The sequence below is a fragment of the Micromonospora sp. NPDC049359 genome, from assembly GCF_044466585.1.
In the GTDB taxonomy this organism is placed as follows: Bacteria; Actinomycetota; Actinomycetes; order Mycobacteriales; family Micromonosporaceae; genus Micromonospora.
The window spans coordinates 434,493-456,853 of the sequence record NZ_JBITMW010000001.1 but is presented as its reverse complement, the minus strand read 5'-3'; the positions used below and the strand labels follow the sequence as shown (position 1 = coordinate 456,853).

The 22,361-nt window shown below is 72.6% G+C and carries 22 protein-coding genes; 10 read left to right on the top strand and 12 right to left on the bottom strand.

What is annotated here, in order from left to right:
- Positions 1 to 27: 27 nt before the first annotated feature.
- Complete coding sequence (locus ACIBTX_RS02115; protein ID WP_357123974.1) at positions 28 to 222, bottom strand: hypothetical protein; 195 nt, start codon at positions 220 to 222, stop codon at positions 28 to 30.
- A gap of 207 nt (positions 223 to 429) precedes the next feature.
- On the opposite strand from ACIBTX_RS02115, the gene ACIBTX_RS02110 reads away from it, so the two are divergent.
- Positions 430 to 1,107 carry an alpha/beta fold hydrolase gene (locus ACIBTX_RS02110; RefSeq protein ID WP_357393091.1) on the top strand — a complete coding sequence of 226 codons (678 nt, stop codon included), beginning with the start codon at positions 430 to 432 and terminating at the stop codon, positions 1,105 to 1,107.
- Positions 1,108 to 1,129: 22 nt separating this feature from the next.
- On the opposite strand, the gene ACIBTX_RS02105 is transcribed toward ACIBTX_RS02110, so the two are convergent.
- Positions 1,130 to 2,302, bottom strand: coding sequence for an AI-2E family transporter (locus tag ACIBTX_RS02105; RefSeq protein WP_357123980.1), 1,173 nt, complete (start codon positions 2,300 to 2,302; stop codon positions 1,130 to 1,132).
- A 201-nt stretch (positions 2,303 to 2,503) separates the two neighbouring features.
- On the opposite strand from ACIBTX_RS02105, the gene ACIBTX_RS02100 reads away from it, so the two are divergent.
- The gene (locus ACIBTX_RS02100; RefSeq protein ID WP_396832127.1) at positions 2,504 to 2,674 is read left to right on the top strand and encodes an antitoxin; all 171 of its coding nucleotides are present in this window, start codon (positions 2,504 to 2,506) and stop codon (positions 2,672 to 2,674) included.
- Between the two features lie 70 nt (positions 2,675 to 2,744).
- Here the strand turns inward: ACIBTX_RS02100 and ACIBTX_RS02095 are convergent, their stop codons facing one another.
- A complete protein-coding gene (locus ACIBTX_RS02095; protein ID WP_357123986.1) occupies positions 2,745 to 3,350 on the bottom strand; it encodes a hemerythrin domain-containing protein in 606 nt (201 codons plus the stop codon).
- A 180-nt stretch (positions 3,351 to 3,530) separates the two neighbouring features.
- On the opposite strand from ACIBTX_RS02095, the gene ACIBTX_RS02090 reads away from it, so the two are divergent.
- A complete protein-coding gene (locus tag ACIBTX_RS02090) occupies positions 3,531 to 4,853 on the top strand; it encodes an FUSC family protein (RefSeq protein WP_357123989.1) in 1,323 nt (440 codons plus the stop codon).
- Positions 4,854 to 4,861: 8 nt separating this feature from the next.
- Here the strand turns inward: ACIBTX_RS02090 and ACIBTX_RS02085 are convergent, their stop codons facing one another.
- The 8 genes from ACIBTX_RS02085 to eccB all read right to left on the bottom strand — a co-directional run bounded on the left by ACIBTX_RS02085 (position 4,862) and on the right by eccB (position 11,415).
- Entirely contained in the window at positions 4,862 to 5,506 is a 645-nt protein-coding gene (locus tag ACIBTX_RS02085; RefSeq protein WP_357123992.1) for a C39 family peptidase, read from the bottom strand.
- A 223-nt stretch (positions 5,507 to 5,729) separates the two neighbouring features.
- Positions 5,730 to 6,137: a pyridoxamine 5'-phosphate oxidase family protein gene (locus ACIBTX_RS02080; protein ID WP_357123995.1), complete on the bottom strand. Its 408-nt coding sequence runs from the start codon at positions 6,135 to 6,137 to the stop codon at positions 5,730 to 5,732.
- A gap of 31 nt (positions 6,138 to 6,168) precedes the next feature.
- Positions 6,169 to 6,507 (bottom strand): YkvA family protein, encoded by a 339-nt coding sequence (locus ACIBTX_RS02075; protein ID WP_357123998.1) that lies wholly within the window; start codon positions 6,505 to 6,507, stop codon positions 6,169 to 6,171.
- A 78-nt stretch (positions 6,508 to 6,585) separates the two neighbouring features.
- Positions 6,586 to 7,389: a hypothetical protein gene (locus tag ACIBTX_RS02070; protein WP_357124001.1), complete on the bottom strand. Its 804-nt coding sequence runs from the start codon at positions 7,387 to 7,389 to the stop codon at positions 6,586 to 6,588.
- A 234-nt stretch (positions 7,390 to 7,623) separates the two neighbouring features.
- Complete coding sequence (locus ACIBTX_RS02065; protein WP_357124004.1) at positions 7,624 to 7,977, bottom strand: hypothetical protein; 354 nt, start codon at positions 7,975 to 7,977, stop codon at positions 7,624 to 7,626.
- Positions 7,978 to 8,159: 182 nt separating this feature from the next.
- Positions 8,160 to 9,428: a hypothetical protein gene (locus ACIBTX_RS02060; RefSeq protein ID WP_357124007.1), complete on the bottom strand. Its 1,269-nt coding sequence runs from the start codon at positions 9,426 to 9,428 to the stop codon at positions 8,160 to 8,162.
- The gene (locus ACIBTX_RS02055; protein WP_357124010.1) at positions 9,421 to 9,789 is read right to left on the bottom strand and encodes a hypothetical protein; all 369 of its coding nucleotides are present in this window, start codon (positions 9,787 to 9,789) and stop codon (positions 9,421 to 9,423) included. The genes ACIBTX_RS02060 and ACIBTX_RS02055 overlap by 8 nt, the downstream gene beginning before the upstream one ends.
- A gap of 87 nt (positions 9,790 to 9,876) precedes the next feature.
- Positions 9,877 to 11,415 carry a type VII secretion protein EccB gene (eccB, locus tag ACIBTX_RS02050; protein WP_357124013.1) on the bottom strand — a complete coding sequence of 513 codons (1,539 nt, stop codon included), beginning with the start codon at positions 11,413 to 11,415 and terminating at the stop codon, positions 9,877 to 9,879.
- Between the two features lie 150 nt (positions 11,416 to 11,565).
- Here eccB and ACIBTX_RS02045 point away from each other — a divergent pair, with 150 nt between their 5' ends.
- Both ACIBTX_RS02045 and ACIBTX_RS02040 read left to right on the top strand, forming a co-directional pair.
- Positions 11,566 to 12,753 (top strand): type VII secretion protein EccE, encoded by a 1,188-nt coding sequence (locus ACIBTX_RS02045; RefSeq protein ID WP_357124016.1) that lies wholly within the window; start codon positions 11,566 to 11,568, stop codon positions 12,751 to 12,753.
- Positions 12,754 to 13,412: 659 nt separating this feature from the next.
- Entirely contained in the window at positions 13,413 to 13,733 is a 321-nt protein-coding gene (locus tag ACIBTX_RS02040; RefSeq protein WP_357124019.1) for a MerR family transcriptional regulator, read from the top strand.
- A 111-nt stretch (positions 13,734 to 13,844) separates the two neighbouring features.
- Here the strand turns inward: ACIBTX_RS02040 and eccD are convergent, their stop codons facing one another.
- A complete protein-coding gene (gene eccD, locus ACIBTX_RS02035) occupies positions 13,845 to 15,245 on the bottom strand; it encodes a type VII secretion integral membrane protein EccD (RefSeq protein WP_357124022.1) in 1,401 nt (466 codons plus the stop codon).
- A 166-nt stretch (positions 15,246 to 15,411) separates the two neighbouring features.
- On the opposite strand from eccD, the gene eccCa reads away from it, so the two are divergent.
- From eccCa to ACIBTX_RS02010, 5 genes are all read left to right on the top strand, one after another.
- On the top strand, positions 15,412 to 19,374 hold the full coding sequence (gene eccCa / locus ACIBTX_RS02030) for a type VII secretion protein EccCa (protein ID WP_357124025.1): 3,963 nt from the start codon (positions 15,412 to 15,414) through the stop codon (positions 19,372 to 19,374).
- Between the two features lie 206 nt (positions 19,375 to 19,580).
- Complete coding sequence (locus ACIBTX_RS02025; protein ID WP_357124028.1) at positions 19,581 to 19,889, top strand: WXG100 family type VII secretion target; 309 nt, start codon at positions 19,581 to 19,583, stop codon at positions 19,887 to 19,889.
- Positions 19,890 to 19,914: 25 nt separating this feature from the next.
- Entirely contained in the window at positions 19,915 to 20,193 is a 279-nt protein-coding gene (locus ACIBTX_RS02020) for a WXG100 family type VII secretion target (RefSeq protein ID WP_007454922.1), read from the top strand.
- Between the two features lie 117 nt (positions 20,194 to 20,310).
- The gene (locus ACIBTX_RS02015; protein WP_357124031.1) at positions 20,311 to 21,744 is read left to right on the top strand and encodes a S8 family serine peptidase; all 1,434 of its coding nucleotides are present in this window, start codon (positions 20,311 to 20,313) and stop codon (positions 21,742 to 21,744) included.
- A 37-nt stretch (positions 21,745 to 21,781) separates the two neighbouring features.
- Entirely contained in the window at positions 21,782 to 22,345 is a 564-nt protein-coding gene (locus tag ACIBTX_RS02010; RefSeq protein WP_234590012.1) for a hypothetical protein, read from the top strand.
- Positions 22,346 to 22,361: the final 16 nt, after the last annotated feature.

Below are 22,361 nucleotides of genomic sequence, written 5' to 3'. Positions count from 1 at the left end.
TCCCGCCCCGGCCGTCGCGCGCGTACGTCAGACCGGCTCGCCGGTCGAGGGGCGTCCGATCGCGTCCCGCGGCGCAGCCGCCTTGGGATCGTCGGGGAGGCGGGCCGAGGCTGCCTGGTCACCGAAGTCCTGGTCACTGACGTCCTGGTTGCGCGCGGCGTCCTGTTCACGCTGGGCGCGTTCGGTCATCTGCTGCTGCCGGGAGATCTGCTGCTTGGCCATCATGATCCTCGCGATCCGTCGGGGCGCGGCTGCGCCTACACGGTCTGCGGTCTCCTCGTCGCGTACCCGGCGACCCACCCGGCAAACGCCGCGCTCCGGTCGCCTGCACCGGTCGCCTGCACCGGCGCCTGCACCGGCCGCCTGCACCGGGCGCGTGCGACGCGTCGGGCGGGGTAACCCGACCGTAGGCGAGCACGGAGGTGCGGCATGGACGAGCAGCACGACACGGTGATCATTCCGGTTCGGGACGCCCAGCTCCCCGCCGATCTGCTGCTACCCGCCCAACCGGTGGGCGTGGTGCTGTTCGCGCACGGCAGCGGTAGCTCCCGGCACAGTCCGCGCAACGTCGCGGTGGCGCGGGCGCTGAACTCCCGTGGCCTCGCGTGCGTCCTGGTCGACCTGCTCACTCCGGACGAGGAGGAGGTGGACACGCGGACGGCCGAACTCCGGTTCGACATCGGGATGTTGGCCAGCCGGCTGGCCGGGATCGTCGACTGGTTGGTGGCCGAGCGTCCGGCGGGTGACGTACCGATCGGTCTCTTCGGTGCGAGCACGGGTGCCGCCGCCGCGCTGGTGGCGGCGGCGTCCCGCGCCGACCGGGTGGGCGCGGTGGTCTCCCGGGGCGGCCGGGCCGACCTGGCGGGCACCGCGCTGGGTCAGGTGCGGTCTCCCACCCTGCTGCTGGTCGGCGGCCTGGACGAGGAGGTGCTCGCGCTCAACGAGCGGGCGCTCGCCGAACTGGGGGACGTGGGCGAGCTGTGGGTGGTGCCGGGCGCCACCCACCTCTTCGAGGAGCCCGGCACGCTCGACCAGGTCGCCGAGCACGCCGGCACCTGGTTCACCACCCATCTGACCCGGACGACAACCGCGCCCCGCCGCGGGTGAGGGCCCTGGCCCGGCGTCGGCTCTACCCCGCCGCCGGCAGGTGTGAGGTGGACCGGCGGCGTTGGACGGTGTCGACGACGCGCCACAGGACGGCGGTGATCGGAACGCTGACGAAGGCGCCGGCGATGCCCGCGATGAGGGTGCCGGCGGTGACCGCCACCAGGATCACGGCGGGGTGCAGGCGGACCTGGCGCTTCATGACCAGCGGCTCCAGCAGGTTGCCCTCGATCTGCTGCACCGCGACCACGGCGGCGAGGGTGAGCAGAGCGGTCGTCGGCCCGTTGGCCGCCAGGGCCACCAGAACCGCGACCGCGCCCGCGACCGTCGCCCCGATGATCGGCACGAAGCCGCCGAGGAACGTGATCAGCGCCAGGGGCAGGGCCAGCGGTACCCGTAGCACGACCAGGGCCAGGCCGATGCCGATCGCGTCGATGGCCGCGATGATCATGGTCCCCCGGCTGTACGCGCCGAGGGTCTGCCAGCCGTTCCGGCCGGCCTCGGCCACCAGGGGTCGGTTCGGGCCGGCCATCCGGGACAGCGTCCAGTGCCACATCGACCGGCCGTCCTTCAGCAGGAAGAAGAGCAGCACCAGGGCGAGCAGCGCGGAACCGACGACCTCGCTGGCCGTCCGGGCGCCGGACACCGGGTCCGGCGAGCTGCCGCTGAGCCCCTCCCGGGCCTGGTCGATCAGCTTGTCGAGTTGGGCCTCGCTGACCGGCAGGGTGGACGTGACGAAGTCGCGGCTCCGGTCGAGCCCCTGGGTCAGTTGCTGACTGAGCTGGTCGAACTGGCTGGCGGTCAGGTTCCACACCAGCGCTCCGACGCCCACGAGGATGCCGAGCAGCAGCAGGACGGTGAGCAGCGCGGCCAGCGCCGCTGGGAGGCGCAGGCGACGCAGCCGGAGCAGCACCGGGTCCAACAGCGCGGTGAGGAAGATGGTGGCGGCCAGGGCGATGGCGAGCGGGGCCAGCAGGACGGCGATCCGGCCCAGCAGGTAGAGCCCGGCGACGATCACCACCAGGCAGGCGCTCCAGAGCACCGCGGTCCGTACCAGCCAGGGCAGCCCCGCCCACGCGTGCCGCGCCCCGGCGTCTCCGGGTGCCGCGGTGCCCCCGGCCGTCGCCGCCGTGGTACCGGTCTCCTGCGTTCCGCCGGTTGTCGGCGCGACGTCCGCCCCGGGTTGGTCTGCCGTCATGTCGGCCCTCCTCGATCTCGGCGAGGTCGGTACCCGGCCGGCCGTGCGCCGACACCCGGTCGTCCGCGCGGATCGTACGCCGGTCGGGGGAGCGCTGGTCAGGCCTTCGCGGAGTACGCCCGAACGGAAGGCGTTTGCGCTCTCGGGACGAGGGAACCCGGGAGGAACTACCCGAGGAGGAGGAGCGCCGTGGGTGACTTCATGGACAAGGCCAAGGATTTCGCGGACAAGCACGACAAGCAGGTCGATCAGGGCATGGAGAAGGCCGGCGACATGGCCGACAAGCGCACCGGCGGCAAGTACGGCGACCAGATCGACAAGGGCGTCGACCAGGCCCAGGCGCGTACCGGCGAGGGTGATCAGGTCCGCTGACGTAGTGGACGTGTCCCGGGCCGCCGAGCGTTCGGCGGCCCGGGACTGTCGTGTGCGGAGCGTACGGCGATCAGCGCTGCTGCTGCTCGCGTAGCTCGTCCATCGAGGTCGGCCGGTCACTCAGCGCGTCACGCATCCGGTCGATCATCCCCGTGCCGGGGGCGAGCAGCTTGTTCGCCGGTGGGTGGTCCGGTGCGCTCGGGTGCGGGCGGGTCGGCGCGATCTTCTTGAACGCCGTCACCTTGCCGGCCAGCTCGACCATCTCCTCCCGGGCGGTGGCGGCGCGCAGCCGGGGGAAGAGGTCCTTCTCCTCGTCCTGCACGTGGTGACGGATGGTGCTGGTCAGCTGGGCCAGCAACTCGTCGAAGCGAGGGTCGGACGGGTCGACCGACTCCAGGTCCTTCATCGTGCGCTCGGCGTCGGCGTGCTCGGTGATCTCGTGGTCGGCGATCTGGTCGCCGTCGGGCAGCGCCTTGCGGGCCGTCGGGTAGACGTACGCCTCCTCGGCCACGGCGTGCCGGACCAGTTCGGCGATCACCACGTCGGCGAGCTGACGGCGGTACTCGGGCGTACCCTGTCGTGTTTCCAGCTCGACGAAGAGGGTCTCGACCGCACGGTGGTCGGCGACGAGGAGGTCGACGACATCCTGCTCCCCGGTGCTGTGTGGACTGCTCATCTGGGCCCCTTACCGGTTGCGGATCGGTGGGTGTGCGGCCCCTGGTACCCCCCAGCGATCGAGCAAACCTACGATCGCCGATGAATCCGCCCCCCGGTGACGGCTGGTGCCGCCGGGGCCGCTGGGAAGCGCGGGGCACGACGGCACGATTGACCGCGCTTCCCGGGGGTAACCGCCGCCATGACCGACGACCGTCCAGCCGCCGACCGCGACCAGTCGCGGCTCGACGAGGCCGCCGAGCGCAGCGGCCGGGCGGTCGAACGGGTGCGGCACCGCAGCGGCCAGGCGGGCCGGGTCCGTGCCCGGCAGTGGGAGGTCACTGTGGTGATCGCCGCCCAGGCCGGGCTGGCGGCGGCGCTCGCGGCCCTGATCGCCAAGCACTTCCTCGGCCCGGGTTCGCACGTCTTCGCTCCGGCCGCCGCCGTCGGTACGATCGCCACCGCCATCGGGCAGCGGGCCCGACGCACTTTCGAGCTGCTGTTCGGCGTCGGACTGGGCATCGTCATCGGCGACACGCTGCGCTTCTTCCTCGGTTCGGGACCGTGGCAGACCGGGGTGGTCGTCGGCCTGGCCATCGCCACCGCCCTGCTGGTGGCCGGGAAGGGCGGCCCGCTGGTCGGTCAGGCCGGCGGTACCGCCGTACTGATCGCCACGCTCGCTCCGATGGACCGGGGCCTGGAGGTGCCCCGGATCTTCGACGCGCTCGTCGGTGGGGTGGTCGGTCTGGTGGTGGTCGCGCTGTTGCTGCCGGTCAACCCCATGCGGGTGCTGGACCGGGCGGCGGCGCCGATCTTCACGGTCCTCGCAGAACAACTCGAGAAGCTGGGGCAGGTGCTCCGGCAGCGCGACAGCGATGGGACGAGACACGTCCTGGAAACGCTGCGCGGCACCGAGGGGGATCTGAGTCGATTGCACGACGCGCTGAGCGGCGCGGAGGAGGTGGTGACGATCGCGCCGGCCCGTTGGCACCGCCGCCAGCAGTTCCACAGGTACGCGCGCAGCTCGGAGCACCTCGAACGGTTACTGCTGGACAGCCATGCCCTCGCCCGCTGGTCGACGACCGCTCTGCAGTACGACGAGCCGATCCCGCCGGAGCTGCCGAACGCCATCGGGCGGTTGGGACAGGCGGTGACGAAGATGCGGGCGGAGTGCCGTACCGGCGGCGATCCACGGCGGACCCGGAAGCTGGTCGAGGAGTGCGCCGAGTTGGCCGGCCAGGCCGCCGCGAGTGGAGTCCGGTCGTTCGGCGACGCGATCGTCACCGGCCTGCGTACCGCGTCGAGCGACCTGCTCCGGGCCTGTGGCTACGACCCGGACGACGCCAACCGGATCGTGCGCCGGGCGGCCGGCGCCGGCGAGTCGGCCATCGCCCCGCCGGCCCGGCGTGAGCTGCACCGCGCCCCGCCGACACGGGCTATCCGCGCGCGTCGCCGGGCGCATCTGGCCAACCGCAGACGGAACGACCGGGCCGGCCCCTCCGCGCGGGAGAGGCCGGCCCGGTGAGCATCGGGTCAGGAGGAGTAACCGCGCTCGGCGATCCAGTTGGCGACCTTCGGCAGGCTCATCCAGTACTCGCCCAGCGCCGGGTCGGCCGGGTCGGCGACCCGGATGAGGTCCCCGCCGTCGCGGTAGCCGACAAGCGTCAGGTAGTGGCCACCCTCGTACGAGTGCGGGTTGCCGTCGGTGTCCACGGTCGTGCCCTTGATGTTGGCCACCACCGGGCGGCCGGCGTCGATCGCGGCCAGGACATCCCGGCGTAGCTGCTCGACCTGGTCAGGGCGGGCCACCGAGTCACGGATCTCGGTGGTCCGGTAGTGACCTCCGGTCAACTCGTTGAGCACGCGGGTGGTGTCGAGGGCGGACGGGGTGCCCGCCTCGGTGGTGCCGAGCAGCTTGGCCACGTCGTCCTGGGAGAGCGCCTTGCCCTGGGCCGAGAGCGCGATGCGGGTGGCGGCGGGGCCGCAGTAGAAGAAGTTCGGCTGTGCCTGGTAGTCGACGTCGAGGACCCGCTCGGCGCTGCGGCTGGTCTGGCTCGACGAGGATGGGGCCGCCGGCGCGGGGGCTGCCTGCGCGGCGACGGCGGGGCCGAGGGCGCAACCGCCGGCGACCAGCAGGCCGACGACGGACAGGCCGCTCTTCTGCACGATCGGGTTCATGGTCGAGTCTCCGTTCGGGGGTAGCCGCCTCCGTGGCGGTCTCGGCCGTGGTTACCGGGGACGTAACGGCCCTGCTCCGGGCGGCATTCCGCCGCCGGCTGCCGGTGCGGGCGTCGCGACCTGGCGTAACGACCGCCGACGGTGGGGGATTCCGCGCGCAGGGTGGCTCACGTTCACTGACCGGCAGCGGGGCGCGAATACGACACAGGCGACGTAACGGACGTCAGAGGCTGCCGAGTAGTCCCGTCACAGTGATCTCGATGACGACGCGCTCCGGATTCGGACGCGGGGTCCGATAGCGCTCGGCGTACCGGCGCTCCGCCTCCGCCACGCAGGCCCGGTCCGATCGGAGCACCGCCCGGCCCTCGATCGTCAGCCAGCGACGGCCGTCCACCTGGCAGACGGCCACCGGAGTGCCCTCCGGCCCGGCGGCGGCCACCTGCCGAGCCTTGCGGGACGTGCCGGAGGTGATCACGCGGGCCAGCCCGGCCACCGGATCGAGGGTGACCCCGACGGGTACCACGTGCGGGGTGCCGTCGGCGCGCAGGGTGGTCAGCGTCGCGAGGTGCCGCTCCGCGCAGAACGCCGCCACCCGGTCGTCGTGGATGTCCAGTCGATGATCACCGGCCACGTGCGTCCTCCGTCGTGTGCGCCAAAGCTGATCATCGTACGGAGCGGGTGCGGTCCGGGGCCGACGGGCCGTCCGGCTGCCCGGGCAGACGACGGCCCGCCGCCCGGCGCTTGTGGACGAGCCGCGTGAGGTAGATCAACGCGCCGGCCAGGACGCCCATGTCGTCCAGGTAGATCGGGTCCGGGAGGATGTCCACCGGGAAGATCGTGTAGATCAACGCCCCGTAGAAGGCCACCTTGCCGCCCGCGCCGAGCCCGGTGAGCAGCCGCCTCGTACGCACCACACGCACCGCCAGCACCACCGCGCCGACAAGTGTGGCGAGCGCCAGGATGCCGGCGATCACCACGAGGACCCACGACTGTCGGGACATGCCGTCACGCTAACCCACCGACGCCGAACCGGCCCGGAACGCCCGTCCCGCGCGACTCGTGCGAGCCGCTCCTCCGGGTCAGAACACCGGCACCGCCGCCCGACCACGGGCGACCACCGCGTTCTCCCGGGTCTGCTCGGCGGCCGGCCGGAGGACCTCGCTGAGCGGCAGCACCGAGGCCGACTCCGCCGTGCGCCGTCCGGTGGCCGCGTGGACCTCCGCACGGAGACTGCGCGCCGCCGCCACGGCCAGCTCCGCGGCCCGCCACGCTGCCTGCTCGGTCTCCACGGCGGCGGCGTGCTTGGCCGCCAGGTTGTCGCGGACGGCCCGTTGCAGCACGAGCTCCTGCTCGACGGGGTGCAGCCGCGGATCCCAGCCGTCCCGGTGGGCGAAGACGTCACTGAGTTGCTCCACCGACAGTTCCCGCCGCCAGTACGCGTCCAGCGCGGCCCGGTGCAGGTAGCGCTCGCGGTCGGCGTACTCGGCGGGAGTCCGGGCGGTCTGCGGCAACGGCATCGCGGCTGCCGCGCCGAGCCGCCGTACGCCCGCCTCGGCCGTCTCCAACGCCTGCCAGGCCGCCTCGACGGTCTCCTGCGCGGCCACCCACTCGGCCCGTCGGCGCTGGGCGGTGGCGGCGGCGCGTTCGGCGGCCACCGCGATCTCCTGCGCGTAGCGGCGCTGTTCCCGCTGCTCCTGCACCTGTTCGAGGTGGCTGGGCATGGCCGCGTCGCGGATGCGGGCGGCCGGGTCGAGGCGGAGGCGGAGGCGGCCGGGCCGTACCAGGAGCGCGGCGACGGCGAACACGACCACCCCGAGCAGGCTCAGCCAGATGGCGGCGGCCCGGGGTACGTCGGGCAGGACGGCGGAGAGGACGGTCTGCATGATCAGCACCTCGCGGTCGAATGACGGTGTCGAGGGATGGGTCCCGACCGGAACCGCCCGTCGCTTCGACGCGTCGGGCTCGGGGTGGTCGGGGTGAGCTGTTCCGATGGCGGGCCGGGGCGCAGAGCCGTCGCTGGGCTGGCGTGCCCGAACGGGCGCGGCTGCGCGTCGGGCACCCGGACGACGACCCGGAGGTGGGTCAGACGAAGCGGCGGGTGACCTGGCGGACCGGGGTCAGCGCGCGGGAGGGCCGCGTCGGGGCGGGATGCCGCGACCGGGCACGCCGGCCGGAGCGTGCTCCGTGCCCACGAGGACCGGACCGGCGGGCGCGGCGACCGCGTCGGCCGGCGTGGCAGGGGCCGGCCGGCTCGTACGCTCGGTGGTCGGTGCGGTGTCGGGCCGGACGGTGTCCACCCGGCTGCTCACGGCGGTCGGGCGCAGTTGCGCCTCCGCGGGCGGCGGGGTGGCGGCGAGGGCGCCGCCGAGACCGACCGCGAGCACCAGCGCGGTGACCGCCAGCCGGGTCAGCTCCCGTAGCGACCGCAGCACGGCCCAGCGGGCCGGGCGGACCAGAGCTACGGACGACACCCGACCAACCTATCGCCCGGCGGGGCGCGGCGCAGCACGACGGTGGGCACAACGGGAGTGACCACGACCACCGTGAGCACAGTGGACGGTGCCGACCAGCGGTCGGGCGGCGGGCCGAAGCACGTGACCCCGCCGGAGTGGGTCCGGCGGGGTCACGTGGGGTCGTGTGCGGTGGCCGGCGATCAGCCCCCGGTGCCGAGCACCGGCGGCGCGGCGTCCCCGCCGTCGCCCCACACCATCTCGTCCTCGGTGAGCCAGGTCAGCCGGTCGTCGGACTCGTCATCCTCGGCACGGCCCCGACCGCCGAGCACTCCGGGACGGCCGTTGCCCGTCAGGCCCTGCCGGCCGGCCGCGGCGGCCCGACCGGGCTCACCGCGCCGGCCGTCGATGCTCCGCCCCACGCCGCTTGCCGAACGGCTCTCCGCCCCGGCGGTGCCGCCGGTCGGCCGGGCCGACGTGGTGGGAGTGCTGCCGGAACCGGCGAGCGCGGAGGTGCGCAGCACCCCGCCGGCCGGTGCGCCGCCCGGTGCCCCGAAGAGCAGGCCCGGGCCGCCCCCGGCGCTCGCGGGCAGGGTGGTCGGCCCGGACAGGCCGGCCAGTCCGGCCGCCCCGCCGGCGAGCAGGGCCCCGCTGACCAGCGGGTCCGCGCCGGCGAGGGAGGTGCCCGCCGGGTCGCTGGCGGCGCCCTCCGGCCCGATGACGACGACCGACGTGCCACCGTCGTGGCCGGGAACCGAGTCACCCCCGGCGGTCGGCCCAGGAGCCACGCCCTCGGGTGTCGCGATCGTCGCGTCGCCCCGGTGCGCGGTGAGACCGGTGGCGATCGGAGCGCGGGACGGCGTCGTGCTGGACGGGCCGCTGCGTGGCGTCGGCCGGTCGTCGTTGACCGTGCGCGGCGTCTCCGGATGCGGCGGAGGCGGGTCCACCACCCGGTCGTAGGCGGAGAGGTCGTAACCGGCGGCCAGCTCGGCCACCAGGTTCACCATCCGCTGGTGGGCCTTCTCCTGCTCTTCCTTGTCCTGCTGGTGGCCCATGATGCCGCCGACCACCGCGCCGGGCAGGCCGAAGGCGGAGCCCTTGAGCACGCCCGAGATGGCCTGGTCGTTGTCGTCGGTCTCCTCGGGGCTCTCCGCCTTCTTGTGCGCGGTGCGCAGTTGGCCGGCCATCATGGTCAGACCCTGCTTGACGCCGGACATGCCCTCGCCCAGGGCATCGGAGTGGTCGACGATCAGCGTCAGCCGCCGCTGGAACTCCCGGCCCGCCGGGCCCGTCCAGGTGTTGCCGAGCTTCTCGAGGTCGCCGCTCAACTCACGGCCGAGACCGTCCAGGATGCCCTTGAGGGCGGCCCACTGGGCGGCGACCCCTTCGATCTGCTCCGGCTTGCCGACCATCACCGCGTCGTACAGCTCCTGGTGGCTCCGACCCTGGTAACGCTGGGTGTACTCAGACACGCCCGTCCCCCTTCGGCTGCAACGCCCGGTCGACCCCGGTCAGCGCCGCGGTGATGTCGGTGGCGTTGGCCGCGTTCCGCGCCTCGGCGGTGCGGTAGTTGGCGAGGATGGTGCCGGTGGCCTGCTGCGCCGCCTGCACGGCCTGCCGGAGCCGTTCGGCCTGCTCCACGTAGGACTGGTGGACCTCGCTGTAGCGGCGCGAATTCTGGGTTGCGTCGGTGAACGAGCCCAGGGCCGGCGGAGTGCACTGCATCTCGGTGTTGAGCTTGCGTAGCACCGACTCGGCCTGACTGAGCCGCATCGCGAGGTGCTGGTGGAAGTCCTCAAGGGACAGCAGGTCGACTTCCGTACGCCCGGTCATGGCAACATCCCCGTCGTTCTGGTTGACAACCGTCAGCGGATCCAGGTTAGTCCACCTCCGCGAGCCGGGGCGACCCGTATGAACCGCTCAGTCGTCGGTGCCGGTCGATACCTCGGGAACCCAGCCGCCGGTGCCGCCACTCGCCGGGGCGCTCGTGTCGGGCGTCGGCGAGCTGGACTGCGAGGGCGGCTGCGACGGCGGCGTGGTCGCCCCCGCGTCACCCGGCGCGAACTGCGCGAGCGCGGACTCCTGGTCCAGGGTCGGCCCGGTCGGGATCAACGCGAGCAGCGAGCCGGGCACCGCCAGCGGGGTGACCCCGTCGTAGCCGAGGGCGGACCGCGCCTCGGGCGAGCCGAGCGGGTACCGGACACCCTGAGGGCTGATCAGGTAGACCGTCGTGCCGGCGGCACCGGAGCCGCTGGTGCCGGCACCGGGCGCAGCCTGGGCCAGTACGCCCTTGCCGCCGGGCAGCAGCACCGACTCGGCCGTGCGCACCGCGTCCCGGGCGCCCTGGCGTACCGGTACCGAACCCGGCTCGGTGTCCGCCAGCTCCGCCGGCACCCGGTCGAACACCTCCAGCGTGGTGGTCGGCGGGCCACCGGCGGTGCCCTCCCGGTACGTCGCGCAGAGCAGCGTCTGTCCGGCCCGGGCCGGATACAGGGTGGGCAGCGTCCTCGGCATCCCGTCCGCGTCCACCCGCTGCTCCGTCAGGAGACGCCCGGCCTGATCGGGCGTGATGTCGGTGATCCGACCGCCGCCACTGATGAGCAGCAGCGCGGTGATCTCACTGATCGAGACGAGACCCTCGCGCGCCAGCACGTAGTGCTGCCCGGCCGCCTGGAAGACCTGGCCGATGGTGGCGGGCCGGCCGGCCACGCTCAACCCGCTGCGCTCACCCAGACCGGGCAGCGACGGCTTGCGCAGCGGCGGTCCGGCCGGTACGGCGTTGAGGAGCTGCTGCCCGACCGGCAGCGGAGCCGTACCCGTCATCCGCAGTGCCGCGACGGCCTGGTCACCGCCCCGCACCTCCAGTCGGGAGTCGGCGGCGAGCAGGTGCCGCTGCCCGTCCACGGTGACCAGCACCGCGCGGTCACCGAGCGGCGTACCGCCGGGCAGCGCCCGATTGATCACGACGCGGGTGGTGGAGTGGCGCGGGTCGACCGGGTCGGGCACGTCGCAGACCGACCACGGCAGACCCGTCAACGACTTGCGGTCCGGCAGCGCGTCCGGGGCTCCGACGATGCCGACGGTACGGCCGCGTGGCCGGTCCCGCAGCGACGCCTGCGACATGGTGCGCACCGTGGGGTCCGGCTCGTTCAGGATTAGCCGCGCGGAGGTGTAGTTGAGCGTCGGGTGCAGCTGCCCCTGGGCGTACACGTAGGTGGCGCCGGTCTCCCGCTCGATGACCAACGTGTTCTCGTCCAGCGGTGCGGTGTTCCCGGTCAACTGGCCGTACGCGCCCACGCCACCGAGGACCACCGCGGCGGCGATCACGCTGCCGAAGACCGCCATGCCGAGCCGTCGCATCGGCAGGTTGGTGGTCTCCGGATCACCCGACAGCAGCGCGGAGACGATCCGGCGGGTGACGAAGCGGTACGCCTGCACCTGATCACGGCGGGTCCGCATGACTTACCTCCGGCGGGGTGGATCCGCGACGATGTCCTCGGGGTGCCGTCGCGGGCTTCCCTACGATAAGGGGCCGACGGCCGGTCCTCGGGGCCACCGCCGGGCCACCCCGCGGCTCAGGGCCGTACCGTCCAGGAGGGACAGTCAGCGATGACGCAGGTTCAGGCGCCACCCGCGGATGCCGCCGTGCGGCCGTCCGGCGTTCCGGCGCGGGTCACCGCCGCGGCCGACCGGCCGGGCCGGGGGCGCATCGGTCCGCTGCTGGTCGGCCAGCTCGTCGTACTCGAGGTCTGTGCCGTCGCCGTCTGGGCCGCGACGGCCGGTCCGACCTGGCTGCTCGCGACGGTGGCTGTCGTGGCGGCGGTGGTCGTGCTGTCCGCGTTCGCCCGACGTGGTGGTCGCTGGTGGTTCGAGGACGTGTTGCTGCGCCGCCGGATGCGTCGCCGACGTGAACGGGCCGCCGCGGCCCTGGCCGGCGGGACGGCCGCAGACCCCCGGCTGGCCGCGCTGGCGCCCGAGCTGGGTGTGATCGAGCTGACCGACCGGGGCACCCGGCTGGGCATCGGGCAGGATGACCAGGGTTGGTTCGCGGCGGTCGCGTTGCAGCCGGCCACCGGCGCCGCGGTCGGCTCGGTGGAGGCGTCGACCGTCGACCGGGCGTTGCGGGTGCTCGGGGACTTCTCGGCGCCGGTCTCCCGAGCCCAGGTGGTCGCGCACACCCTGGTCTGGTATCCGGCTGCGGGCGCGCCACCGGCCGCACACCGGACCGTCTGGGTGGCGCTGCGGCTCACGGTCCGCGACGCACGGGTGGAGACGGTCAGCCGGGGCGGCGGTCTGCCGGGCGTCCACCGCACGCTGGCCGCCGGGATCGGCCGGTTGGGCAAGGCGTTGACGGCGGCCGGGCTGGCCCACCGGCCGCTGGGCCGCGACGAGCTGCGCGCCGCGGTGGTCTCGGCTGCCGGACTGGACCTGGTGCCCGAGCCACCGACGGAGACCTGGTCGGGGCTGCGTGGCGGTGGTTGGACGCACCGCTGCCTGACCCTGCGCGCCCGGCCGGGCGCGCCACTCGGCCCGCTGGTGGACGCGATCACCGCCACGTCCGCGCCCTCGCACACGGTGGCGGCCACGGTGTCGCCCGACGGGCGCGTGGCGGCCCCGCTGCTGCGGGTCGCGGCCATGGACAACCACGTCGAGGCGCTGGTCAAGGTCGTCGGGGACATGGCGCAACGGGCCGGCACGCCGGCCCGGCCGATGGACGGCCAGCACGGGCCGGGCGTCTACGCCAGCGCGCCGGTCGCCTCGGCGCTCGGCGGAGTCGGCCGCCGACAGCCCCGCTGACCGTTCCTTCCGGGCCCAGCCCGGCAGGCGCATCAACCTGCAGTCAGTCGCCCAGGAAATCTAGTCTCGAAAGACTAGATTTCCTGGGCCGGGCCAGTTAGTGTTGTCCCCGTTGACGAGGAAGATCGGTTGAAGACGCCGACGTAACAGGCCGAGCGTCGAAGCAGGGCCCGGAAGTTCTCGGGGCCCGCTCGGTAACCGCGGTGGAACCACATCACCGCGTGCAACATGGCACGTGCACGACAAGACCTTGACGTAACTCCAGGTCAGGGCAACCGCAGGCAGGGCCGATGCAATGTTCGGGGCTCCGCCTGACGCGGCAGGGATCCGCCGCACATGCTCGGGGCCAGGAAGTCGCGTGGGGCTCCGGCATCGACGGACAGCACAGTAGGTCGGTTAAAGCAGAGGAAAGGGAGGGTTTGACGCCGTTGGATCGCCCGCCGTCGGGACGTAGTTCCAGTTCTGCGGTGGACACCGTAATCACTTTGAACGCGAGGTGGTCTCCGGTCACGCTTATGCGATCCTCGCACCGCCTGCTGATGACGGCATGGTGCGGAAACGAGAACCCGACGAACCTGTCGGTAGATGGTGTATTCAACCCGTAACCCTGGGCCCCGGCGCGACATGCGCCGGGGCCCTCGTTCACGAAGAAGGAATGTATGGCCCAACCCGACGACATGCTCAACGATGACGACTACCCCGCCTACACCATGGGCCGGGCCGCCGAGATCGTCGGCGCCTCGCAGGATTTCCTGCGCCGCCTCGACGAGGCGAAACTGATCGTCCCGTTCCGCTCCGCCGGCGGCCACCGCCGCTACTCCCGATACCAGCTGCGCCTGGCCGTACGAGCCCGGGAGATGGTCGACCACGGCACCGCTCTGGAAGCCGCCTGCCGGATCATCATCCTCGAAGACCAGCTGGAAGAGGCCCTTCAGCACCACCGCGACCACGTATGCCGCCAGCAGGGCGGCGCCGCCTGACCCGCACGCTGCACGGTCCTTCTCGGGGTGGAGAAGGACCGTCTGCCGCCAAGGCGGCAGAACGAGATCAACGGGCGGTCGCGGTCTTCGCTGAAAACTACGGCCGTCCCGTCAGGGGCGCAGGTTGACGATCCAGTCGTACATGCCGCAGACCCAGACGGCGAGCGGCACCAACGCGATGATCAGCAGGATCTCGACGATGTCGAGCAGCCGACCCCACACCGGTGAGATCCGCTTGCCGGCGACGGACAGGCCGTAGATCAGGCTGACCACGGCCGCCAGCAGCAGCCCACCGAGGATCAGGCCGAGCCGGACCGCCAGTGCGCCGCCCGCGAAGGTCGCGGCGGCCGCCAGGCCCAGCCCGACGGTGCCGGCGAGCAGCACCGGAACGCGCTGCGCCCGGCCCAGTAGCGGACGCGCCCGCAGCAACGACAGCAGGGCCAGCACCAGACACAGCAGCACGGCCGCCAGCCCGCCGTCCAGGGCCAGCACCACCTCCGCGCCGAGGACCAGCAACGACAACGTCCACAACAGAGCGGTGAGGAACGCGTCGGCGCGGTCGCTGCGCTCAAGCACCCGCCGCCCGTCCACCGTCTCGCTGTCGGTCTTCAGGTCGTCCGGGCCGGTGGGGATCGACGGCACCGGCAGGCGGGCCAGCCGGTAGGCCACCATCGGCAGCGCCGGCACCAGGCCGAAGGCGACGGCCGCCACCACCGCGGCGCCGGCTGCGGCGTCGATGCTGAGGAGCAGGCAGAGCAGCGCGCCCACGCCGGCCCCCGCGCCGAGACCGATCGCGGCGAAGAAGAGGGGGTACCGGTCGTCACCGACCGCCAGCACGGCCACCGCCCCGGCGACCACCACGGCGGTGGCCGCGAGCAGGACGTGTGGGCTGGCCAACTCGGTCAGCTTCCGGTCCCCGGCGAGCAGCAGCAGGCCACCGGTACCCGCGTAGAGCAGCCCGGCCATCGCCAGCACCGAGCCCGTCCGACTGTCGCCCATGGCCCGGGCGAGCACCGCCGCGCCGACCAGCAGCGCCACCGCGACCAACAGGGCGGCCAGCGCGGCGGGCAGGTGCGGAGGGCCGGTGAACAGGGCCGCCACCGCGCCCGCGCCGAACGCCGCCGCGGCGAACAGCACGGCGAACGACCGGGTCGCGTCGACCTGCCAGGAGCCTGGCCGTTGCGTGGTGGCGGTGGCGACCGCGTCCACCACGTCGTCGAAGACGATCTCCGGGGCGGCTGCGGAGCGCGGGTTGAAGTACAGCACCTCGCCGTCGCGGACACCGAGCTGCGCGGCGGTACGACCACCGTCCAGCGGCGCCGAGCCCAGCCGGGACAACGCCCAGCCGCCGTGCCGCACCCCGTCGTCGGCCAGGTCCTCCCCCGCGTAGCGCAGCAGGGTGGGCAGCAGGTCGGCCATCGGTACGTCCGAGGGCAGCGCCAGGTCCATCCGGGTACGGGGGGCCACAATGGTGATCCGGCTCAGACCGCCGGTCGCCGACTTCGTAGCCACAGTGGCCTCCTGGTGTCCATCTATGATCAGCGGGCCGCGGCGCCACGGTGCGGGTGCACCGCGCCCACGGGAGATTACCTACGATGACGGGCACGTACAGTGCCCACCCGCGAGCTTCGCGTCGCGTCGGCACGACGGCAGGGCCGCTTCTGGGGAGGAGACAGCCGTGAGCACGGTGGTGTTCCGCCGACCTCCGCGTCAACCGGGGCCGGCATTGCCGCGTGGCGAGGTGGTGCTGGAGTCCCCGCCCGAGCTGCCCGAGCCGACACCGCGCGGGATGGGGCAGCTGCTCATGATCCTGCCGATGGTCTGCGGCGTCGGCGCGATGGCGTTCCTCTACGCCGGTCGGGGCAGCGGCATGATGACGTACGTCGCCGGTGGCCTGTTCGGAGTGTCGATGCTCGGCATGGCCATCGGCTCGCTCGGCAACGGCGGCAACGACAAGGCCGAGCTGAACGCCGACCGCCGCGACTACATGCGTTACCTGGCGCAGATGCGCAAGCGCACCCGTCGTGCGGCTGCCCAGCAGCGGGACGCGATGGACTGGCGGCACCCCGAGCCCGACGCGCTCTGGTCGATCGCGGCGTCCCGTCGGCTGTGGGAGCGTCGGATCACCGAGCCGGACTTCGGCGAGACGCGGATCGCGATGGGCCCGCAGCGGCTCGCCGTGGAGATCGTCCCCCCGGAGACCAAGCCGGTCGAGGACCTGGAGCCGATGAGCGCCATCGCGCTGCGCCGGTTCGTCCGCGCGCACACCACGGTGCCCGAACTGCCGACCGCGCTGTCGGTCCGCGCGTTCAGCCGGGTGGTGCTGCGCGGTGACCGGGACCCGGTGCTCGACCTGACGCGGGCGGCCCTGGGCCAGCTCGTGACCTTCCACGCCCCCGACGACCTGGTGGTCGCGGTGGTCGCCGCGCCCGACCGGCAGCCGGTCTGGGAATGGGTGAAGTGGTTGCCGCACGCCCACCACAGTGGTCGGACGGACGCCGCCGGAGCGCGTCGTCTGGTCTTCGCCAGCCTGGCCGAGGCCGAGGAGTCCCTCGCCGCCGAGCTGGCCGGGCGACCCCGCTTCGCGGCCGAGGCGAAGCCGCTGACCACCGCGCCGCACCTCGTCGTGGTGGTTGACGGTGGCGAGATCTCCCCGACCTGCCAACTGGTGGGTCAGGGTCTGCTCGGCGTCACCCTGATCGACCTGTCCGGGACGGTGCCGCGCGACGCCGGCCGCTGGTTGCTCTGCCTGGACGCGGGCGACGGCAACGCGCTCGACCTCATCCGGGGCAATTCGACCTCGCGTCTCGGCCGGCCCGACCGGCTCTCCGCCGAGGCGGCCGAAGGGCTGGCCCGGCAGATCGCGCCGTACCGGCTGTCGCAGCAGCAGACCAGCAACGAGGAGCCGCTGGCCCGCAGCATGGAGCTTCCGGACCTGCTCGGCGTCGGCGACGCCGCGGCGGTGGACGTACACCAGACGTGGCGGCCGCGCGGTCACCGCGACCGGCTGCGCATCCCGCTGGGTGTCGGCCCGGACGGCAACGTGGTCGAGCTGGACTTCAAGGAGTCCGCGCACGAGGGCATGGGCCCGCACGGCCTGGTCATCGGCGCGACCGGTTCCGGCAAGAGCGAACTGCTCCGTACGGTGGTGGCCGCGCTCGCGGTGACCCACTCGTCGGAGGAGCTGAACTTCGTCCTGGTGGACTTCAAGGGCGGCGCGACGTTCGCCTCGTTGGAGGCGTTGCCGCACACCAGCGCGGTGATCACCAACCTGGCGGACGAGCTGCCGTTGGTCGACCGGATGCGTGACGCGCTCGCCGGCGAAATGGTACGGCGGCAGGAGTTGCTGCGGGCGGCGGGCAACTACGTCTCGCGGTTCGAGTACGAGAAGGCGCGTGCGGCGGGGGAACCGTTGGCGCCCATGCCGAGCTTGTTGATCATCTGTGACGAGTTCAGCGAGTTGTTGGCCGCGAAGCCGGACTTCATCGACCTGTTCGTGATGATCGGCCGATTGGGTCGGTCGTTGGGCGTGCACCTGTTGCTGGCCTCGCAGCGGCTGGAGGAGGGCAAGCTGCGGGGTCTGGACACCCACCTGTCGTACCGGATCGGGTTGCGGACCTTCTCGGCCGTGGAGAGCCGGATCGTGCTCGGCGTACCCGACGCGTACGAGCTGCCGAGCGCGCCGGGGCACGGTTACCTGAAGACGGACACCAACACCATGCTGCGGTTCCGGGCCGCGTACGTCTCGGGGCCGTACCGGGCGCCCGGCCAGCAGGCCTCCACGTCACAGGCCCTCGTGCAGCGCCGGATCGTGCCGTACGGCGTCAACTTCATCCCCGCGCAGGTTCCGCAGGTGTCGGTGGACACCGCGCCGGAGCCGGAGCAGCCGACCGACGGCAAGGCCGTGGCGATGTTGGACGTGCTGATCGAGCAGCTCAAGGGGCGGGGCCGACCGGCTCACCAGGTGTGGCTGCCGCCGCTGGCCGACCCACCGGGCCTGGGCGAGCTGCTCGGCCCGCTGGCCGTCGACCCGACCTACGGGTTGTGCACGGCGTCCTGGCCGGGCCGGGGACGCCTGACGGTGCCGGTCGGCGTGGTGGACCGCCCGTACGAGCAGCGCCGCGATCCGATGATGGTCGAGCTGGCCGGCGCGGGCGGCAACGTGGTCATCGTGGGCGGGTCGCTCAGCGGCAAGAGCACCATGCTGCGGTCGCTGCTGGCCTCGTTGGCGCTCACCCACACGTCCCGCGAGGTGCAGTTCTTCTGTCTGGACTTCGGCGGTGGCGCGCTGCGCAGCCTCGAACGGCTGCCGCACATGGCCGGGGTGGCCGGGCGACGGGACGTCGAGGCGGTGCGCCGCACGGTGGCCGAGGTGGTCGCGGTGCTGGACGACCGGGAGACACGCTTCGCCCAGCACGGCATCGACTCGGTGGCGAGCTACCGACGTCGGCGGGCGGCCGGCGAGTTCGCCGACGACCCGTTCGGCGACGTGTTCCTGGTGGTGGACGGCTGGAACACGCTGCGCCAGGACTACGAGGAGCTGGAGCAGACCATCACCACGCTCGCCAACCGGGGCCTCGGCTTCGGGGTGCACGTCGTGCTCACGGCGGTGCGGTGGGCGGAGATCCGGATCAACATGCGGGACCTGCTCGGCACCAAGCTGGAGCTGCGCCTCGGCGACGCCGCCGAGTCCGAGATCGACCGGCGCTCGGCGATGAACGTGCCGGAGAAGTCGCCCGGTCGCGGCCTGACCCGGGACAAGCTGCACTTCCTGACGGCCATCTCGCGGATCGACGGTCGGCGCGACATCGAGGACCTGAGCGAGGCGTCGATCGCGCTCGCCGGACACGTGGCGGCGAACTGGCCGGGGCGTCCCGCGCCGAAGGTACGGCTGCTGCCGCGCCGGCTGCCGGTGCCCGAGCTGGCGCGCATCATCGACCGGTCGGCGCCCGGCCTGCCGATCGGTGTCAACGAGTCGGCGCTCGCGCCGGTCTACCTGGACCTGGCGAACGAGCCGCACCTGACCGTCTTCGGCGACGCCGAGTGCGGCAAGACCAACCTGCTGCGGCTCATCGCCCGGGGCATCACCGAGCGGTACACGCCCGCCCAGGCCCGGCTGGTGATCGCCGACTACCGGCGGGGCCTGCTGGGCGCGGTCGAGGGCGATCACCTGCTCGACTACGCGCCGTCCAACCAGGCGTTCGCGCAGGGGCTCGCCTCGATCCGCAGCGCGCTGTCCAACCGTCTGCCGGGCCCGGACGTGACCACCGCCCAGTTGCGGGACCGCAGCTGGTGGAAGGGTCCGGACCTGTACATCCTGGTCGACGACTACGACCTGGTCGCCTCCGGTGGCAGCAACCCGCTGAGCGCCCTGCACGAGCTGCTGCCGCAGGCCCGGGACATCGGCCTGCATCTGATCATCACCCGCCGGGTCGGCGGCGTGGCGCGGGCGCTCTACGAGCCGGTGCTGCAACGCCTGCGTGAGCTGGATTCGCCCGGCCTGCTGATGTCCGGCAACCGGGAGGAGGGCGCCGTGTTCGGCACGCTGCGTCCGAGCCCGCAGCCACCCGGTCGGGGCACCCTCGTGCGGCGGCGCGACGGTCAGCAGCTCATTCAGACCGCCTGGTCCGAGCCGGCCTGATCGAGCCGTCCGGGTGGTCCGTACGGGTCGTCCCACCGGTCCGATCCACCATCATCCATCGAACCGTCCCGGTCAGGGCTGCGGTGGCTGGACGGATTCCGCTACCGTCTCTGGTGGAGTGTCCGTCGGTGGGGTGTTGCTGCCTTGCCGCGGGGGAGAGGCGCGGCAAAGCCGCAGCCACACAACATGACGGAAGGGTGTGAAGCATGGCGTTCGAGGTCTCAGCTGCGAGTCTGCATACTGCCGCGAGTGACGTGCGGTCCACGCGCAGCGAGGTCGACGGTGAGCTGAAGAAGCTGTGGAACGTGGTCGACGACCTGGCCATGGCGTGGAAGGGTCAGGCGTCCACGGGGTTCCAGTCGCTCATGGCTCGCTGGAACGAGGACACCGTGAGTCTGCTGACCGCGATGGACAACATCGCGGACCTGCTCGACAAGTCGGGTACGACGCACCAGGTCAACGACGAGGAGCAGCAGCAGATGCTGGACAAGTTCCACTCTGCTCTCAACCCGTGATCCGTAGCCAGCAGAGGAGGAAAACGTGACGATCAAGGTTGACTACGCGGTCCTCGAGAGCAGCAACCAGCAGATGCAGGCCATCTCGAAGACCATCGACGAGAAGCTGGACACGCTGCGGTCGATGCTGTCCAAGCTCGAGTGGGAGGGCGAGGACCGCACCGCCTACGAGCAGCACCAGGCGAAGTGGGACTCGTCGGTCCGGGACATCAACCGGATCCTGAACGAGATCGGTGGTGCCGTCGGCATCGCCCGCGAAAACTACGTCTCCACCGAGATGAGCAACTCCAAGGTGTGGGGCTGACACAATCACCGATGCGGCTCCGGTCCGGCTCGACCGGGCCGGAGCCGCATCGTGTTGGCGTCGGTGAGATACGGGAGAGCGATGCGTACGGGGAAGCCTTTCCGATCGACACGGGCCGTGGGCGCGGCCGCGCTGGCGCTGTGCGCCGCGCTGGCCCCTGCGGTGACCGTCGCGCCGACGCCGGCCCGGGCCGCTGACACGGTCCGTGGCCTTCAGTGGTACCTGGACTATCTCAAGATCCCCGCCGCGCACCAGATCACCAAGGGTGCGGGTGTCGTGGTCGCCGTCGTCGACACCGGAGTCGAGGCAAGTCATCCTGACCTGCGCGGTCAGGTGCTCGCGGGGCACGGCACCAACCCCCTTGCGGCCTCGGACGGCCGGCGTGACGACGACAAGGTCAAGGGGCACGGCACCTCGATGGCCGGCATCATCGCCGGGCGCGGCGGTGGCGCGATGCACGAGTTGGGCATCGCCCCGGCCGCGAAGATCCTCCCGGTCTCGACCGGTGCCGACTCCGACGGCCAGGACGTGGTCCTGGGCGTCCGGTGGGCCGCGGACAATGGTGCCGACATCATCAACCTCTCGCTCGGCGACGAGGGGGCGGCTCCGCCGGAGCTGGTGGACGCCATCAACTACGCGCTGAGCAAGGATGTCGTGGTGGTGGCGTCCGCCGGCAACACCGAGCAGGGCGACCGCCAGGTCATCGCGCCGGCCAACATCCCCGGCGTCGTCGCCGTCAGCGGATTCGACAAGCGGGGCGGCTTCTCTTCCGGCTCGGTGCAGGGCCCGGAGACCGTCCTCGCGAGTCCGATGGAGAGCATCATCGCCCCGGCGCCCAAGGCGGTCTCGCCGAACGGATATACGGTAGCCAGCGGCACCAGTCCGGCGGCGGCCATCATCTCCGGGGTGGTGGCGCTGATCCGCGCGAAGTACCCGAAGCTCGACGCGCCCAATGTCATCAGCCGCTTGATCGAGACCGCTCGCGACGCCGGTCCGGCCGGCCGGGACCCGCAGTTCGGCTTCGGCCGGGTCGACCCGGTCGCCGCCCTGACCCGCTCGGTACCCACCGTGACGGCGAACCCCCTGTTGAAGGGCGAGGCGGCCGGCCCGACCGGCCCCGGCCGCGCGACCCGACCGGGTGAGGACGACGGCCCGGCGGTCGAGTTCGGCGTATCGAACAAGGCCGGTGCGATCGTTCAACTGGGACTCTGCCTCGGCGTACCGATCATCGGGTTGATCGTGCTGTTCGTGGTGCTGCGACGCCGCAAGCGGCGCACGCCGCCGGCGGCCGTCGGCCCGTACCCGGGCGCACCCGGCATGCCGCCACCCGGCTGGCCCGCCACCCAGTCGGCACCGGCCGGCTACGGCCCGCCGCAGCAGCCCGGCCCGGGGTACGGCCCGGCACCGGGCCAGCCCGGCCCGGGGTACCCGCCGCCCGGCCATCCCACCCAGGGTTATCCGCCGGCGCCGACCGCTCCGGCGACACCGCCGGCCGGGTCCGGCTGGCCGGGCTCGGGCCCGCCGTCGCCGGGCCCACACCAGCAGCAGTGAGCGCACACCACCAGTCAGGGTTTCGGGGAGGGGACCGATGACGGACGACAGGACCACCCAGCCGGAACGGTACGTGAACGACGACCTCTACATCCCGGTTCCGGTGGGCGGGATACCGACGTCGGGCCTCGCCGTGACCGGCCTGGAACTCGACAACGTCAACCACGCCGCGACGCCGGAGGGCCTGATCGCCGCGCCCGGTGAGGCCGGCGTCAAGACCGAGTGGGACGCGACCAGCCTGGACTCGGCCATCACCTGGCTGGAGACCCACGCCGCGTACCTGAACAAGCTCTCCTACGACATGGTCGACATCCAGGACCTGATGGGTGGGGCGGCCAGCGGCGTGGCGGGCGGAGCCGGTGGCCAGCCGAGCCCGCTCGGGGGGTTCGACTGGGCGGCCCGGCTGGCCGCCAAGCACCAGGGGCTCTACCAGGGCACCGAGTCCGGTGTCCGCAAGCTCTCGCAGAGCCTGTACGACGCGGCGGAGGCGCTGCGCCAGGTCAAGCAGAACTACGAGACGGCGGAGGAGCAGAACAGGATGTCCGCCGCCGAGATGCAGCGTGTCTTCGGCGACGTGGCCGGCAACGGCGACGGACGCTAGGACGGGGGAGGACAGC